Annotated in this window: 14 protein-coding genes; 4 read left to right on the top strand and 10 right to left on the bottom strand. The window is 71.1% G+C overall.

Annotated features, from left to right (window positions below):
- Nucleotides 1-62: 62 nt before the first annotated feature.
- The 7 genes from ACFYNX_RS04935 to ACFYNX_RS04905 form a co-directional block, all read right to left on the bottom strand.
- The gene (locus ACFYNX_RS04935) at nucleotides 63-542 is read right to left on the bottom strand and encodes a hypothetical protein (RefSeq protein WP_388657654.1); all 480 of its coding nucleotides are present in this window, start codon (nucleotides 540-542) and stop codon (nucleotides 63-65) included.
- A 113-nt stretch (nucleotides 543-655) separates the two neighbouring features.
- Nucleotides 656-2,074, bottom strand: a complete 1,419-nt coding sequence (locus ACFYNX_RS04930) for an FAD-binding oxidoreductase (protein WP_365546325.1) — start codon at nucleotides 2,072-2,074, stop codon at nucleotides 656-658.
- A gap of 36 nt (nucleotides 2,075-2,110) precedes the next feature.
- Nucleotides 2,111-2,908, bottom strand: a complete 798-nt coding sequence (locus ACFYNX_RS04925; RefSeq protein ID WP_388657651.1) for an ABC transporter permease — start codon at nucleotides 2,906-2,908, stop codon at nucleotides 2,111-2,113.
- Complete coding sequence (locus ACFYNX_RS04920) at nucleotides 2,908-3,834, bottom strand: ABC transporter permease (protein WP_365546331.1); 927 nt, start codon at nucleotides 3,832-3,834, stop codon at nucleotides 2,908-2,910. The genes ACFYNX_RS04925 and ACFYNX_RS04920 overlap by 1 nt, the downstream gene beginning before the upstream one ends.
- Nucleotides 3,831-5,018, bottom strand: coding sequence for an ABC transporter ATP-binding protein (locus ACFYNX_RS04915; protein ID WP_388657647.1), 1,188 nt, complete (start codon nucleotides 5,016-5,018; stop codon nucleotides 3,831-3,833). The genes ACFYNX_RS04920 and ACFYNX_RS04915 overlap by 4 nt, the downstream gene beginning before the upstream one ends.
- Nucleotides 5,019-5,063: 45 nt before the next feature.
- Entirely contained in the window at nucleotides 5,064-6,311 is a 1,248-nt protein-coding gene (locus ACFYNX_RS04910; protein ID WP_388657644.1) for a spermidine/putrescine ABC transporter substrate-binding protein, read from the bottom strand.
- A 49-nt stretch (nucleotides 6,312-6,360) separates the two neighbouring features.
- A complete protein-coding gene (locus tag ACFYNX_RS04905; RefSeq protein WP_388657642.1) occupies nucleotides 6,361-7,875 on the bottom strand; it encodes a gamma-aminobutyraldehyde dehydrogenase in 1,515 nt (504 codons plus the stop codon).
- 175 nt (nucleotides 7,876-8,050) lie between these two features.
- On the opposite strand from ACFYNX_RS04905, the gene ACFYNX_RS04900 reads away from it, so the two are divergent.
- Entirely contained in the window at nucleotides 8,051-8,599 is a 549-nt protein-coding gene (locus ACFYNX_RS04900) for an NADAR family protein (RefSeq protein WP_388657640.1), read from the top strand.
- A gap of 108 nt (nucleotides 8,600-8,707) precedes the next feature.
- Here the strand turns inward: ACFYNX_RS04900 and ACFYNX_RS04895 are convergent, their stop codons facing one another.
- The gene (locus ACFYNX_RS04895) at nucleotides 8,708-9,382 is read right to left on the bottom strand and encodes a DUF4190 domain-containing protein (RefSeq protein ID WP_365546346.1); all 675 of its coding nucleotides are present in this window, start codon (nucleotides 9,380-9,382) and stop codon (nucleotides 8,708-8,710) included.
- A gap of 75 nt (nucleotides 9,383-9,457) precedes the next feature.
- Between ACFYNX_RS04895 and ACFYNX_RS04890 the strand changes: the two genes are divergently transcribed.
- From ACFYNX_RS04890 to ACFYNX_RS04880, 3 genes are all read left to right on the top strand, one after another.
- A complete protein-coding gene (locus ACFYNX_RS04890) occupies nucleotides 9,458-10,489 on the top strand; it encodes an adenosine deaminase (RefSeq protein ID WP_365546349.1) in 1,032 nt (343 codons plus the stop codon).
- Between the two features lie 67 nt (nucleotides 10,490-10,556).
- Nucleotides 10,557-11,243 (top strand): glycerophosphodiester phosphodiesterase, encoded by a 687-nt coding sequence (locus tag ACFYNX_RS04885; protein ID WP_388657637.1) that lies wholly within the window; start codon nucleotides 10,557-10,559, stop codon nucleotides 11,241-11,243.
- Nucleotides 11,244-11,310: 67 nt separating this feature from the next.
- Nucleotides 11,311-12,090 carry an SAM-dependent methyltransferase gene (locus tag ACFYNX_RS04880; RefSeq protein ID WP_388657854.1) on the top strand — a complete coding sequence of 260 codons (780 nt, stop codon included), beginning with the start codon at nucleotides 11,311-11,313 and terminating at the stop codon, nucleotides 12,088-12,090.
- Between the two features lie 13 nt (nucleotides 12,091-12,103).
- On the opposite strand, the gene ACFYNX_RS04875 is transcribed toward ACFYNX_RS04880, so the two are convergent.
- Entirely contained in the window at nucleotides 12,104-12,640 is a 537-nt protein-coding gene (locus ACFYNX_RS04875; protein ID WP_388657634.1) for a hypothetical protein, read from the bottom strand.
- A 132-nt stretch (nucleotides 12,641-12,772) separates the two neighbouring features.
- Nucleotides 12,773-13,963, bottom strand: a complete 1,191-nt coding sequence (locus tag ACFYNX_RS04870) for a spermidine/putrescine ABC transporter substrate-binding protein (protein WP_388657632.1) — start codon at nucleotides 13,961-13,963, stop codon at nucleotides 12,773-12,775.
- Nucleotides 13,964-14,036: the final 73 nt, after the last annotated feature.

The raw sequence follows: 14,036 nt of genomic DNA, 5'->3' as shown, positions 1-14,036 counted from the left end.
CATGGTCCAGACCAATCGAGTGGTCAAGACCTCTGTACGGACGACGCCTCCGCCCCTCCCCCTCAGCGCCCGTCGATTTCCCCCTCTCCCCCGGCCAGTCGGCCCGCCGCCTCGTGCATCGCCAGCTCCAGCAGCGGGGCGTCGGTGAGGGTTCCCGAGCCGTCCGGCACCACCAGCCAGCGCACCGCCCCGGCCGCCCGGCCCGGGTACGGGACGACGATCCAGGTCCCGGCACCCGCGCTGCGGATCCCGGTGCCGAGCCAGCGGGCGGCGGTGCCCGGCGGGACGAAGAAGCCCATCCGGGCGTCGCCGAAGTCGGCCAGGACCGGGCCCGGACGGCCCACCAGGCGGGTCAGCACGTCGAGCGTGGGATAGCCCAGCCCGGCCGGCAGGATCAGCACGTCCCAGCGCACGCCGGCGGGCAGGAGCGCGACCCCGTGCGGGTTGCGCTCCCACTCCCACCGGCAGGCGTCGGGATCGGGCGCGGCCGCGAGCAGCCACTCCACCGCACTCCTGGCGCCCGTGGCCCCCGTACCAGTCATCGCGACGTTCTCCTTCCGTGTGGACACGGTGTCCACACGGAGAGAGCGGGGAGGGCGGCCGCTCTTACGCGACTTCGCCTACTCGTCGGTTGTGACGTACGTCACGTGGCCGGTCAACTGTCGAAGCCAAGACCCAGGCGGTCCATGGTCTTCAGCCACAGGTTGCGCCGGCCGCCGTTCTCGTCGGCGCGGGCGAGCGACCACTTGGTGAGGCCGATGCCGGCCCAGGCGACCGGCTCGGGCGGGAACGGCAGCGGCTTGGAGCGGACCATGTCCAGCTCGGTGCGCTCGGTGCGCTCCCCCGCGAGCAGGTCGAGCATCACGTCGGCGCCGAAGCGGGTGGCGCCGACGCCGAGGCCGGTGAACCCGGCCGCGTACGCCACCTTCCCCTTGTGGGCCGTGCCGAAGAAGGCCGAGAAGCGGGAGCAGGTGTCGATCGCGCCGCCCCAGGCGTGGCTGAAGCGGAGCCCCTCCAACTGCGGGAAGCAGTGGAAGAAGTGCTCGGCCAGCTTGAGGTACGTCTCGGGGCGGTGGTCCATGTCGGCGCTGACCTTGCCGCCGAAGGGGTAGATCGCGTCGTAGCCGCCCCACAGGATCCGGTGGTCGGCGGTGATCCGGAAGTAGTGGAACTGGTTGGCGGAGTCGCCGAGGCCCTGCCGGTTCTTCCAGCCGATCGAGGCGAGCTGCTCCGGGCTGAGCGGCTCGGTCGTCAGGGCGTAGTCGTAGACCGGGACCGTGTAGGCCCGGACGCGCTTGACCAGGGACGGGAAGACGTTGGTGCCGAGCGCGACCCGGCGGGCGAGGACCTTGCCGTACGGGGTGCGCACGCCCATGCCGGCGCCGACGGAGACCAGGTCGAGGCCGGGGGTGTTCTCGTAGATCCGGACGCCCAGGCCGAGGCAGGCCCGCTTGAGGCCCCAGGCCAGCTTGGCGGGGTTCAGCATGGCGACGCCGCGGCGGTCCCAGAGGCCGCCGAGGAAGGTCGGCGAGTCGACCTCGGCGCGCACCGCGTCCCGGTCGAGGAGGTCGACGCCGTCCGCGAGGCCGAGCCGGTCGAGCTCGGCGTGCACCTCGTGCAGCTCCTCGACCTGGTACGGCTCGGTGGCCACGTCGATCTCGCCGGTGCGCTCGAAGTCGCAGTCCAGGGAGTAGCGGGCGACGGCCTCCTCGATGGCGTCGAGGTTCCGCTCGCCCAGCTCCTCCAGCTTCGGCAGCTCGCCCGGCCAGCGGGCGAGCCCGTTGCCGAAGCCGTGGGTGAGGGAGGCCGCGCAGAAGCCGCCGTTGCGGCCCGAGGCGGCCCAGCCCACCTCGCGCCCCTCGATCAGAACGACGTCCCGGGAGGGGTCGCGCTCCTTGGCGAGGAGCGCGGTCCACAGGCCGCTGTAGCCGCCGCCGACCACGAGGAGGTCGCACTTCTCGGTGCCGGTGAGGGCGGGCAGGGCTCCGGGCTTGCCGGGGTCTTCCAGCCAGAAGGGGACGGGCTGGGCGTCGGAGAGAGATTGGGCGGCGAGACGCATGGCGACTGGGGCCATGGTTTCCAACTCCTTCGGTGCCTGGGCGGCCTTCGCTCAGGCTGTTGCTGTTTTCTTGCGCCGGTTCGTAATGATTTGCCCGGCCATGACCACCAGTACCGCGAGGACGAACATCGCGGTGCCGATGACGTTGATCTGAACGGGTGTGCCGCGCTGCGCCGAGCCCCAGACGAACATGGGGAAGGTGACCGTGGACGGTCCCGCGTTGAAGTTGGTGATGATGAAGTCGTCGAACGAGAGCGCGAAGGCGAGCAGCGCGCCGGCGGCGATGCCGGGGGCGGCGATCGGCAGGGTGACGCGCAGGAAGGTCTGCGCGGGCCCCGCGTAGAGGTCGTGCGCGGCCTCCTCCAGACGCGGGTCCATGGACATGACCCGGGCCTTGACCGCCGTCACGACGAACGACAGGCAGAAGGTGATGTGGGCGATCAGGACCGTCCAGAAGCCCAGCTCGATCCCCATGTTGAGGAAGAGGGTGAGCAGCGAGGCGGCCATGACGACCTCGGGCATCGCCATCGGCAGGAAGATCAGCGAGTTGATCGCGCCGCGCGCCCGGAAGCGGTAGCGGACGAGCGCGAAGGCGATCGCCGTGCCGAGGGCGACGGCGCCGAGGGTGGCCCAGGCGGCGAGCTGGAGCGAGAGCGACAGCGACTGGCACATGTCGGCGACGCCGCAGGGGTCCTTCCAGGCGTCCAGGGAGAACTGCTGCCAGGAGTAGTTGAAGCGCCCGTTCGGCTTGTTGAACGAGAACGCCATCACGACGAGGTTCGGCAGGATCATGTACGCGAGCGTCAGCAGGCCCGCGACGACGACGAGGTTCTTGCGGATCCAGCGCATCAGACGAGGTCCTCCGTTCCGGCGCGGCGGATGTAGACGGTGACCATGACCAGGACGATCGCCATGAGGATGAAGGAGAGCGCGGCGGCCGTCGGGTAGTCGAGGACCCGCAGGAACTGCGACTGGATGACGTTGCCGACCATCTTGGTGTCGGTCGAGCCGAGCAGTTCGGAGTTGACGTAGTCGCCGCTCGCCGGGATGAAGGTGAGCAGGGTGCCGGAGACGACGCCGGGCATCGACAGCGGGAAGGTCACCTTGCGGAAGGTGGTCGCCGGGGAGGCGTACAGGTCCTGCGCGGCCTCGTGGAGCCGTCCGTCGATCCGCTCCAGGGAGGTGTAGAGGGGCAGGATCATGAAGGGCAGGAAGTTGTACGTGAGGCCGCAGACGACCGCCATCGGGGTGGCGAGCACGCGGTCGCCCTCGGTCCAGCCGAACCAGCTCGTCACGTCGAGGACGTGCAGCGCGTTCAGCGCGTCGACCACGATGCTGTCGTCCGCCAGGATCGTCTTCCACGCCAGGGTCCGGATGAGGAAGCTGGTGAAGAAGGGGGCGATGACGAGGACGAGGAGCAGGTTGCGCCAGCGGCCGGCCCGGAAGGCGATCAGGTACGCGAGCGGGTAGCCGAGGAGCAGGCAGAGCACGGTCGCGGTCCCGGCGTAGAGCAGGGAGCGGACGAACTGCGGCCAGTACTCCTGGAGGGCCTCCCAGTAGGTCTGGAAGTGCCAGGTGACCTGGAAGCCGGCTTCGAGGGAGCCGGTCTGGACCGAGGTGGAGGCCTGGTAGACCAGCGGCAGCGCGAAGAAGACGAGCAGCCAGACGATGCCGGGGAGCAGCAGCCAGTAGGGGACGAGCCGCTTGCGGGTGGCGGGCTTGCGTACGGGAAGGTCTTCCGTCGGCGGGGCTTCCTTCACGAGGGTCGCGCTCATCCGGCGTCCTCCACGCTCTCCACACCCGCGTCGCCCACTGTCCCCGCGAGCAGGGACTGGTCCGCGTCGAGCCCGAACGTGTGCGCCGGGTTCCAGTGCAGGACCACCTCGGCGCCCGGGACCAGACGGGTGTCGCGCTCGATGTTCTGCTCGTACACCTGGAGCTCGGCGCCGGCGGGCGAGTTCACCACGTACTGGGTGGAGACGCCGATGAAGGAGGAGTCGGCGATCCGGCCGGTGACGCGGTTGCGGCCGTCGGCTATCGCGCCGGCGTCGTCCGCGTGCGTGAGGGAGATCTTCTCGGGGCGGACGCCCACGAGCAGCTTGCCGCCCGCCCGGACGGCGGGGGTACAGCGGCCGCCGGGGACCCTGAGCCTGCCGCCGCCCGCCGTGACGAGCACGTCTGAACCGCTCTCCAGGACCTCGGCCTCGATGAGGTTGGAGGTGCCCAGGAAGTTGGCGACGAAGGTGGTCCGCGGGTTCTCGTACAGGTCGGCGGGGGCGCCGAGCTGCTCGACCCGGCCGCCGTTCATCACCGCGACCTGGTCGGCCATGGTCATGGCCTCCTCCTGGTCGTGGGTGACGTGCACGAAGGTGATGCCGACCTCGGTCTGGATCCGCTTGAGTTCGAGCTGCATCTGGCGGCGCAGCTTGAGGTCGAGGGCGCCGAGGGGCTCGTCGAGGAGGAGCACCTGCGGGTGGTTGATGAGGGCGCGGGCCACGGCGACGCGCTGCTGCTGGCCGCCGGAGAGCTGGTGCGGCTTGTGCCGGGCCTTGTCGCCGAGCTGGACGAGCTCCAGCATGTCGTCGACCTGCTTCTTGACCGACTTGATGCCGCGGCGGCGCAGGCCGAAGGCGATGTTCTCGGAGATGTCCATGTGCGGGAAGAGCGCGTAGGACTGGAAGACGGTGTTGACCGGCCGCTTGTAGGGCGGGAGGTCGGTGACGTCCGTGTCGCCGAGGAAGACGGTGCCGGTGCTCGGGTCCTCCAGGCCGGCGATCATGCGCAGGGTGGTGGTCTTGCCGCAGCCGGAGGCGCCGAGGAGGGCGAAGAAGGAGCCCTGCGGGACGGTCAGGTCGAGCGGGTGGACGGCGGTGAAGGAGCCGTACGTCTTGCTGATCCCGGTGAGACGGACGTCGCCGCCGCCCGTGGTCTTTCCAGTGTGAGCAGTGTTGTCAGTCATGGGTCGTGGTCCCAGGGGAGTGAGAGGGGGTGGACGAGGCCGGACTCAGGCGCCGATGAGCTTGGCGAACTTCTCCTCGTACGCCGTCTCCTCCGCGCCGGTGAGCGAGCGGAAGGCGTGCGACTTCTTCGCCATGGCCTTGTCGGGGAGGATCAGCGTGTTGTCCGCGAGCTCGGGGTCGATCTTCGCGAGCTCGTCCTTCACCCCGTCGACGGGGCAGACGTAGTTGATGTACGCGGCGAGCCGGGCGGCGACGGGGAGCTCGTAGTAGTGGTCGATGAGCTTCTCGGCGTTGGTCTTGTGCCGGGACTGCGCGGGGACGAGCAGGTTGTCGGTGGAGGTGATGTAGCCGGCCGCCGGTATGGAGTAGCGGATGTCGGGGTTGTCCGCCTGGAGCTGGATGATGTCGCCGGCCCAGGCGAGACAGGCGGCGATGTCGCCCTTGTCGAGGTCGGACGTGTAGTCGTTGCCGGTGAAGCGGCGTATCTGCTTCTTGTCGACGCCCTTCTGGAGGCGTCCGACCGCCGCGTCGAAGTCGGCGTCCGTGAAGCGGCCCGGGTCCTTGCCGAGGTCGAGCAGGGTCATGCCGACGGTGTCGCGCATCTCGGTGAGGAAGCCGACCCGGCCCTTGAGCGAGGGGTCGTCCAGGAGCTGGGTGACGGAGTCGACCTTCTTCCCGCCGGTCGCCTTCACGTTGTACGCGATGACCGTGGAGATGCCGGTCCAGGGGTACGAGTGGGCCCGGCCCGGGTCCCAGTCGGGGTTGCGGAACTGGGCGGAGAGGTTGCTGTACGCGTGGGGGAGGTTCGCGGGGTCGAGCTTCTGCACCCAGCCGAGCCGGATCATCCGGGCGGCGAGCCAGTCGGTGACGCATATGAGGTCGCGGCCGGTGTCCTGGCCGGCCGCGAGCTGCGGCTTGATCTTGCCGAAGAACTCGACGTTGTCGTTGATGTCCTCGGTGTACTTGACCTTGATCCCGGTGCGCTTCTCGAACGCCTCCAGGGAGGGGCGGGACTTCTCGTCCTCGCTGACGTCCATGTACTCGGTCCAGTTGGAGAAGGCGACGGTCTTCTCCTTGGCCGAGTCGTCCGTGGAGGCGGTGCCCGGGCCCTCCCGCTTGGCGGGCGGGATGCCGCAGGCGGTCAGGGACGCGAGGCCGCCGACGGCGAGCGCGCCGACGCCGCCCGCGCGCAGCATCGAACGGCGGCTGAGGGCGCCCCGGCCGCTCGTCAGACTGCGGCGTATCGCCGCGAGCTGCGCCGCGGACAGGCTGTCGGGCTCGTACTGCTCCATGCGCTGTGCCCTTTCGGGAGGGTTGCGTCGCCGGTCGGGCGACGGTCGGCTATCGGTCCCCGAAGATCGTGCGGTGCCAGTCCTTCGCGGCGACCGCGGTGTTGTCGTACATCACGTGCTTGACCTGCGTGTACTCCTCGAAGGAGTACACCGACATGTCCTTTCCGTAGCCCGAGGCCCGGGTCCCCCCGTGGGGCATCTCGCTGATGATCGGGATGTGGTCGTTGACCCAGACGCAGCCGGCCTTGATCTCCCGCGTGGCGCGGCCCGTCCGGTAGACGTCGCGGCTCCAGGCGGAGGCGGCGAGGCCGTAGGGGGTGTCGTTGGCGAGCCCGATGCCCTCGTCGTCGGTGTCGAAGGGCAGGGCCACCAGGACCGGGCCGAAGATCTCCGACTGCACGACCTCGCTGTCCTGCGCGGCGCCGGTGATCAGGGTCGGACGGTAGTACGCCCCGTCCTCCAGCTCCCCGCCGGGGGCCTCGCCGCCGGTGACGACGGTGGCGTAGGCGCGGGCGCGGTCGACGAAGCCGGCGACCCGGTCGCGCTGGGCGTGGCTGATCAGCGGGCCGAGGTCGGTGTCCGGGGCGAAGGGGTCGCCGAGCCGGACGGAGTCCATGAGCTCGGCGACGCGGGCGGTGAAGGCGTCGAAGAGGGGGCGCTGGACGTACGCGCGCGTGGCGGCGGTGCAGTCCTGGCCGCTGTTGATGAGGGAGGCGGCGACGGCGCCCTGGGCGGCGGCCTCCAGGTCGGCGTCGTCGAAGACGACGAAGGGGGCCTTGCCGCCGAGTTCGAGGTGGAGGCGCTTGACGGTGGCGGTGGCGATCTCGGCGACCCTCTTGCCGACCGGGGTGGAGCCGGTGAAGGAGGTCATGACGACGTCGGGGTGGCCGACGAGGTGCTCGCCGACCGTCCGGCCGGCCCCGTTGACGATGTTGATCACGCCGTCGGGGATGCCGGCGTCGGTGGCGGCCTGCGCGAACATCAGGGAGGTGAGGGGGGTGAGCTCGGCGGGCTTCAGGACGATCGTGTTGCCGGCGGCGACCGCCGGGAGGATCTTCCAGGCGGCCATCTGGAGGGGGTAGTTCCAGGGGGCGATGGAGCCGACGACGCCGAGGGGCTCGCGCCGTACGTAGGAGGTGTGGTCGCCGGAGTACTCGGCGGCGGCCTGGCCCTGGAGGTGGCGGGCGGCCCCGGCGAAGAAGGCGGTGTTGTCGACCGTGCCGGGCACGTCGAACTCGGTGGTGAGCTTGAGCGGCTTGCCGCACTGGAGGGACTCGGCGCGCGCGAAGTCCTCGGCCCGCTCGGCGAGGACGCCGGCGAAGCGGTGCAGCGCGTCGGAGCGCTCCCCGGGGGTGGCGCCCGCCCAGCCCGGGAAGGCGGCCTTGGCGGCGGCCACGGCCTCGTCCACGTCGGCGGTGGAGGCGAGGGCGTACGTGTACACGGTCTTCCCGGTCGCCGGGTCGATCACGTGGTGGTCCTCGCCGGACGTTCCGGGGCGGAGCCTGCCGCCGATGTACTGTGCGCCGTCCGCGAAGCGGTCCGTCACCTGGAAGCGGTTGCCCATGACGCTCTCCGTTGTCCCAGCTCGAATTGAGTGCCGATCCTGACAGAGGGACGACTACCCAACAAGTGATTCCGTTGTTGCCTTTTGGTTACGCGACGGATTCGGTCGACCATGTGTCGAGGTCGCCGGAAAATCTCCGTACGGAGTGTCCGTGGCGGATGCCAGACTCCCATGCATGAGCGCGATCGAGGAGCTGACACAGCAGGTCAGCAGGGGTGACAGGGTGAAGTGGCTGCACTTCTGGGGTCACCGTCCGCACCCGGACGGACACCTTTCGGCGAGCTGCTTGAGCCAGTGGTGGCCCTCCCCCTTCACGGTCGACGGGGTGGCGTACGCGAGCGCCGAGCACTGGATGATGGCCGCCAAGGCCCGGCTCTTCGGGGACGCGGACGCCGAGCGGGCCGCGCTGACCGCCCGTACCCCCGCCGAGGCCAAGAAGGCGGGCCGCCTCGTGCGGGACTTCGACGGCGCGGTGTGGGAGCGGGAGCGGTTCGGGATCGTCGTCGAGGGCTGCGTCCACAAGTTCTCCTCGGACGGGGCCCTGCGCGCGTACCTGCTCGGCACCGGCGACCGCGTCCTGGTGGAGGCCAGTCCGGTGGACCGGATCTGGGGCATCGGGCTCGCCGCGACCGACCCCGGCGCCCACGACCCGGCCCGCTGGCGCGGCCTCAACCTCCTGGGCTTCGCCCTCATGGAGGCGCGGGAACGACTGCGGAGCGCCTGACGTCACGGGGAAAGCCTCGGGGAAGACCCCGGGGAAAGCCCCGGGAAAAGGGCGAAGGGCCCCGCACCGGGTGTCCGGTGCGGGGCCCTTCCGGGCGCGTACGCCGTCTCAGCGGGTGATCTCCAGGACGAGGGACGAGGCGAACGGGTCCTCGTCGGAGGTGCCGGAGTCCTCGAAGGTCGAGGGGTCCTGGGCGATCGCCCAGACGAAGAAGGCGAGGAAGGCCGCGCCGACCAGGACGCCGATGGCGCCGAGCACGATGCCGGCGACCGCCATGCCCCGGTTGGTGGCCTCGCCCCGGCCCGCCTTCTTCACGCCGATGATGCCGAAGATCAGGCCCAGGACGCCGAGGACCACGCCCAGGCCGTACAGGCAGAAGCCCGCGACCGAGACGATGCCGAGCACCATCGCGGCCGTGCCCATGCCGTTGGAGGGGGCCTGCGGCCAGCTCTGCTGGCCGCCGTACCCCGGATACCCGGGATAGCCGTACCCGGAGGTCGCCATGGGCGCCGGAGCGGCCGGGTAGCCGTAGCTCCCGGCGGTGTCCGCCGGATGGCCGTACCCGCCGGGCGTCGCCGCCGGGCCGCCGGGCGCGACCGGGGGCGGCGGGACGTCGCCGCCGGGGCCGGGCGCCGCCGGCATGGACGTCACGGTCTGCTGGTCGTGCACCGGCGGGGACGACGGCGCCGCCGGCTTGCTCAGTTCCACCCCGTCGCGGTTCGGCGGAGCCCACGGGTCCGCCGGGTCGTAGCCGCCCGGCTGCTGGTCTCGATTGTCAGACATGGGCCTCCCCCATCGTGGTCACGTCATGCTAAGGCCTCACTCCTGCGGGGGAACCGTCCGGCCTACGATGACCCGATGACCGATCTGCACCCCTTCATCGCGGGCCTTCCCAAGGCCGAGCTGCACGTCCACCACGTGGGCTCCGCCTCGCCCCGGATCGTCGCCGAGCTCGCGGCCCGTCACCCGGACTCCAAGGTCCCCACGGACCCGGAGGCCCTGGCCGACTACTTCACGTTCACCGACTTCGCGCACTTCATCGACGTCTACCTGTCGGTCGTCGACCTGGTCCGCACCCCCGAGGACGTCCGGCTGCTGACCTTCGAGGTCGCCCGGGACATGGCCCGGCAGAACATCCGCTACGCCGAGCTGACCATCACCCCCTACTCCTCCACCCGCCGGGGCATCGACGAGAACGCGTTCATGGACGCGATCGAGGACGCCCGCAAGGCGGCCGAGGCGGAGTTCGGCACGGTCCTGCGCTGGTGCTTCGACATCCCCGGCGAGGCCGGGCTCGAAGCCGCCGAGGAGACCGCGCGGCTCGCCACCACCGAGGGGCTGCGCCCGGAGGGCCTGGTCTCCTTCGGCCTCGGCGGCCCGGAGATCGGGGTGCCGCGCCCCCAGTTCAAGCCGTACTTCGACCGGGCCCGGGCGGCCGGTCTGCGCTCCGTGCCGCACGCGGGCGAGACGACCGGCCCGGAGACCGTCTGGGACGCGATCCGCGAGCTGGGCGCCGAGCGCATCGGCCACGGCACCAGCTCGGTCCGGGACCCGGAGCTCCTGGCACACCTGGCCGAGCACCGGATCGCCCTGGAGGTCTGCCCGACCTCCAACATCGCCACCCGGGCCGTCGCCACCCTGGACGAGCACCCGATCCGGAAGATGGTGGACGCGGGGGTCCTGGTCACCGTCAACAGCGACGACCCGCCGATGTTCGGCACCGACCTGAACAACGAGTACGCGGTCGCCGCCCGGCTCCTGGACCTCGACGAGCGCGGCCTCGCCGCCCTCGCCAAGAACGCGGTGGAGGCCTCCTTCCTGGACGCGGCCGGCAAGGCCCGGATCGCCGCCGAGATCGACGCGTACACCGAGGCGTGGCCGGCCCGCTGACGACACGGAGGGCCGCCGGGGCCGACGCGCCGACGACACCGGCGGACGTCCCGGCGACAATGGCCCCATGCGATCCGTCACTGTCGTAGGTCACCGCGGCGACCCGTACCGCTTCCGCGAGAACACGCTCCGTTCGATCTCCTCGGCGATCGAACGGGGCGCGGACGCGGTCGAGGTCGACGTCCGGCTGACGAAGGACGGGGTGCCCGTCCTCCTGCACGACGACACCCTCAAGCGCCTCTGGGGCGCGGACCGGGCGCTCTCCGCGCTCTCGTACGAGCAGGTGCGGGAGGTGACGGCGGACGGGGTGCCGACCCTGCGGGAGGCGCTGCTGACCGCCGGGGACCACCGGCTGATGCTGGACCTGCCGGGCGGCAACGAGCACTCGGTCCGGAAGATCGTCGGCACGGTCCGCGAGTGCGGGGCCGGGGAGCGGGTCTCCTACTGCGCCGGGACCGTCGCCATGCTCCAGGTGCGGGCCGCCGACCCGGCCGCCGAGATCGCCCTGACCTGGACCTCGCTCGCGCCGCCCCGGCCGGTGCTCCTCGATGCCGTGCGCCCGCGCTGGCTCAACTACCGCTTCGGTCTGGTGAGTCGGGAGCTGGCCGAGCGGGTGCACCGGGACGGGCTGCTCCTGTCGGCCTGGACGGCGGACACCAAGCGCACCATGCGTAAGCTGATCACGAACGGGACGGACGCGATCACCACGAACCGCGTCGACGCCCTCGCCGCCGTCCTGCGAGAGGACTCCTGAGGTGAACGACAGCGTGCACGACAGCGCCGACGAGAACGGGACCGCGAGCAGCGGGACGAACGGCAGCGTGACCGACCGGATCCGCACCGACATCGCCCACAACGCCCGCGTGTGGAACTACTGGCTGGGCGGCAAGGACAACTACCCGGTCGACCGCGCGGTCGGCGCGCAGGTCACCGGCTTCTATCCGAGCATCGGCGAAGTGGCGCGCGCCGACCGGGCGTTCCTCGGCCGGGCGGTGACCCACCTGGCCGCCGAGGAGGGCGTCCGGCAGTTCCTGGACATCGGCACCGGCCTGCCGACCGCCGACAACACCCACGAGGTGGCGCAGCGGGTCGCGCCGGAGGCCCGGATCGTCTACGTCGACAACGACCCGATCGTCCTCACCCACGCCCGCGCGCTCCTGACGAGCTCCCCGGAGGGCGTCACCGAGTACGTCGACGCCGACGCGCACGACCCGGAGCGGATCCTGGCGGCGGCCTCGGCCACCCTCGACCTCTCCCGGCCGGTCGCGGTGATGATGCTCGGCATCCTCAACTTCGTGATGGACACCGACGAGGCCCGCTCCATCGTGCGGGCCCTGATGGCCGCCGTCCCCTCCGGCAGCTTCCTGGTCCTCACGCACCCCACCCTGGAGCCGGAGCTCGGCGGCGAGGGCAACGAGGCGGCGATGGCGTTCTGGAACGAGAACGCGACCCCGCCGATCACCGCCCGCACCCGCGCCGAGTTCGCCTCCTTCCTGGACGGCCTCGACCCGCTCCCGCCGGGCATCGTCTCCTGCTCCCGCTGGCGCTCCGAGGAGGGCGACGCGGTGGCCCAGTTCGGCGCGGTGGGCCGCAAGCCGTAGGGGTGCGGGGCGGCTACGCGGGGACGGCCTCCGGAGCCGTCGCCGTGGCGGCCTCCAGGCGTTTGATCAGCCGGCGGACGAGGAGCAGCGGCAGGATGCCGAAGACGCCGAAGGACATGTCGACGACCGACCACCAGAAGGGGATGCCGCGGATCGGGCCGCAGATCAGGGCGAGCGGGACGATGCCGACGCAGGCGATCATGCCGAACTCGACGACCCAGACGTTGCGGACGGGGTCGCGCCAGACGCCGTGGAAGGCGACGGCGATGACGAGGTGGGCGAAGGCCAGCCAGTCGTTGCCGTAGAGGAGGTAGGGGGCGTCCCGGTCGGTGGTCTCCAGGCCTCCCCGGACCCGGTGGATCCACTCGGCGAGGCCGGGCAGGGCGTCGCCCACGGGCGCGGCCCAGCCGGTCAACGCGGAGTCGAGGAGCCGGAGTTCGGTGACGAGCGGGAAGGCGGTGAGCCCGCTCAGGACCAGACAGACGACGAAGAGGACCAGCCACCGACGGATGCGCTCGACAAGGGCCCTCGGCCCGTTCGTATCGCTCATGGGGACACCGTACGCCCGCTCTGAACGTGTTCAAAAGCCGGGGTGCCGTTTTTTGGAACACGTTCAAAAAGAGCGGAACGGGCCGTGCGCGACACGAGGGCCGGGGCGTGGGCCCGTCACACCGGGACCGACTCACAGCCCCACGATCGAGTTCCACTTCTTGGCGAAGGTGAGGCGCTCCTCGGCGGTGATGTCCCGGGCGATGGCGAGCCGGCTCCGCATGGCGGAGTCGGGGAAGATCAGCGGGTCCTCGGCGAGCGCGGCCAGCTCCTCGTCGCCGGAGTCCGCGAGGACCCGCTGCGCGGCCGGCACGGGGCAGACGTAGTTGACCCAGGCGGCGAGCCCGGCGGCGACCTCGGGCTCGTAGTAGTGGTCGACCAGCTTCTCGGCGTTGGTCTTGTGCCGGGCGAGGTTGGGGACCATGAGGGACTCGGCCCAGAGCTCGGCGCCCTCCTCGGGGACGACGAACTCGATGTCCGGGTTGTCGGCCCGGAGCTGGATGACGTCGCCGGAGTACGCCTGGCAGGCCAGGACGTCGCCGGTGGAGAGGTCCTTGATGTAGTCGTTGCCGGTGAAGCGGCGGATGTGCTTCGCGCGGACGAGCCGCTCGGTCCGCTCGCACACGGCGTGGAAGTCGTCGGCGGTCCAGCGGGTCACGTCGACGCCGTCGCCCAGCATGAGCAGGGCGAAGGACTCGTCGAGCCCGGACAGCAGGGTGACCTTCCCGCGCAGGTCGTCGGCCCACAGCTCCTTGACGGAGCGCAGCTCGCGGCCCAGCTTCCTGCGGTTGTACGCGATGCCGGTGATGCCGGACTGCCAGGGCACGGTGTGCAGCCGGCCGGGGTCGAAGGCGGGCGAGCGCAACTGCGGGTCGAGGTGCGCCGCGACGTTCGGCTGGGCGGCGCGGTCCATCTCCTGGACCCAGCCGAGGCGGACGAAGCGGGCGGCCATCCAGTCGCTGAGGACGATCAGGTCGCGCCCGGTCTCCTGGTGGTTCATCAGGGAGGGGCTGATCTTGCCGAAGAACTCGTCGTTGTCGTTGATCTCCTCGGTGTAGCGGACGGATATCCCGGTCCGCTTCCGGAAGGACTCCAGGGTGGGGCGCCTCGACTCGTCGTCCTCGTCGGTGTCGATGTAGAGCGGCCAGTTGGCGAAGTCGAGGATGCGGTCGCGGGCCGAGAGGTCCCGGGCGGCGGCCCGGTCGCCCTCCTCGACGAAGGCGGCGGGGACCCCGCACCCGGCGAGCAGGGCGGCGGCCCCGGCACCGCCGATGCCGCGCAGCAGGGACCGGCGGGACGTGTTCTTCCTGGCTGTCGCTCTCATCCGGGCAGCATCCCGGCCGGTCGGCCCCCACGGCAATGGACGCTCCGTCCGGACGGCGCGCCGCGGCCCCGAC

The organism is Streptomyces sp. NPDC007872 (assembly GCF_042868165.1).
Classification (GTDB): Bacteria; Actinomycetota; Actinomycetes; order Streptomycetales; family Streptomycetaceae; genus Streptomyces.
The sequence above is the reverse complement of the archived record's forward strand: the minus strand, read 5'-3'. Positions and strand labels throughout refer to the sequence as shown.

Excerpts from the sequence above, each read along its gene's own strand:
- ACFYNX_RS04920 (WP_365546331.1), bottom strand. The coding sequence starts at position 3,834 with ATGAGCGCGACCCTCGTGAAGGAAGCCCCGCCGACGGAAGACCTTCCC.
- ACFYNX_RS04900 (WP_388657640.1), top strand. The coding sequence starts at position 8,051 with ATGAGCGCGATCGAGGAGCTGACACAGCAGGTCAGCAGGGGTGACAGG.
- ACFYNX_RS04895 (WP_365546346.1), bottom strand. The coding sequence starts at position 9,382 with ATGTCTGACAATCGAGACCAGCAGCCGGGCGGCTACGACCCGGCGGAC.
- ACFYNX_RS04885 (WP_388657637.1), top strand. The coding sequence starts at position 10,557 with ATGCGATCCGTCACTGTCGTAGGTCACCGCGGCGACCCGTACCGCTTC.
- ACFYNX_RS04935 (WP_388657654.1), bottom strand. The coding sequence starts at position 542 with ATGACTGGTACGGGGGCCACGGGCGCCAGGAGTGCGGTGGAGTGGCTG.
- ACFYNX_RS04890 (WP_365546349.1), top strand. The coding sequence starts at position 9,458 with ATGACCGATCTGCACCCCTTCATCGCGGGCCTTCCCAAGGCCGAGCTG.
- ACFYNX_RS04905 (WP_388657642.1), bottom strand. The coding sequence starts at position 7,875 with ATGGGCAACCGCTTCCAGGTGACGGACCGCTTCGCGGACGGCGCACAG.
- ACFYNX_RS04930 (WP_365546325.1), bottom strand. The coding sequence starts at position 2,074 with ATGGCCCCAGTCGCCATGCGTCTCGCCGCCCAATCTCTCTCCGACGCC.
- ACFYNX_RS04870 (WP_388657632.1), bottom strand. The coding sequence starts at position 13,963 with ATGAGAGCGACAGCCAGGAAGAACACGTCCCGCCGGTCCCTGCTGCGC.
- ACFYNX_RS04910 (WP_388657644.1), bottom strand. The coding sequence starts at position 6,311 with ATGGAGCAGTACGAGCCCGACAGCCTGTCCGCGGCGCAGCTCGCGGCG.
- ACFYNX_RS04915 (WP_388657647.1), bottom strand. The coding sequence starts at position 5,018 with ATGACTGACAACACTGCTCACACTGGAAAGACCACGGGCGGCGGCGAC.
- ACFYNX_RS04875 (WP_388657634.1), bottom strand. The coding sequence starts at position 12,640 with ATGAGCGATACGAACGGGCCGAGGGCCCTTGTCGAGCGCATCCGTCGG.
- ACFYNX_RS04925 (WP_388657651.1), bottom strand. The coding sequence starts at position 2,908 with ATGCGCTGGATCCGCAAGAACCTCGTCGTCGTCGCGGGCCTGCTGACG.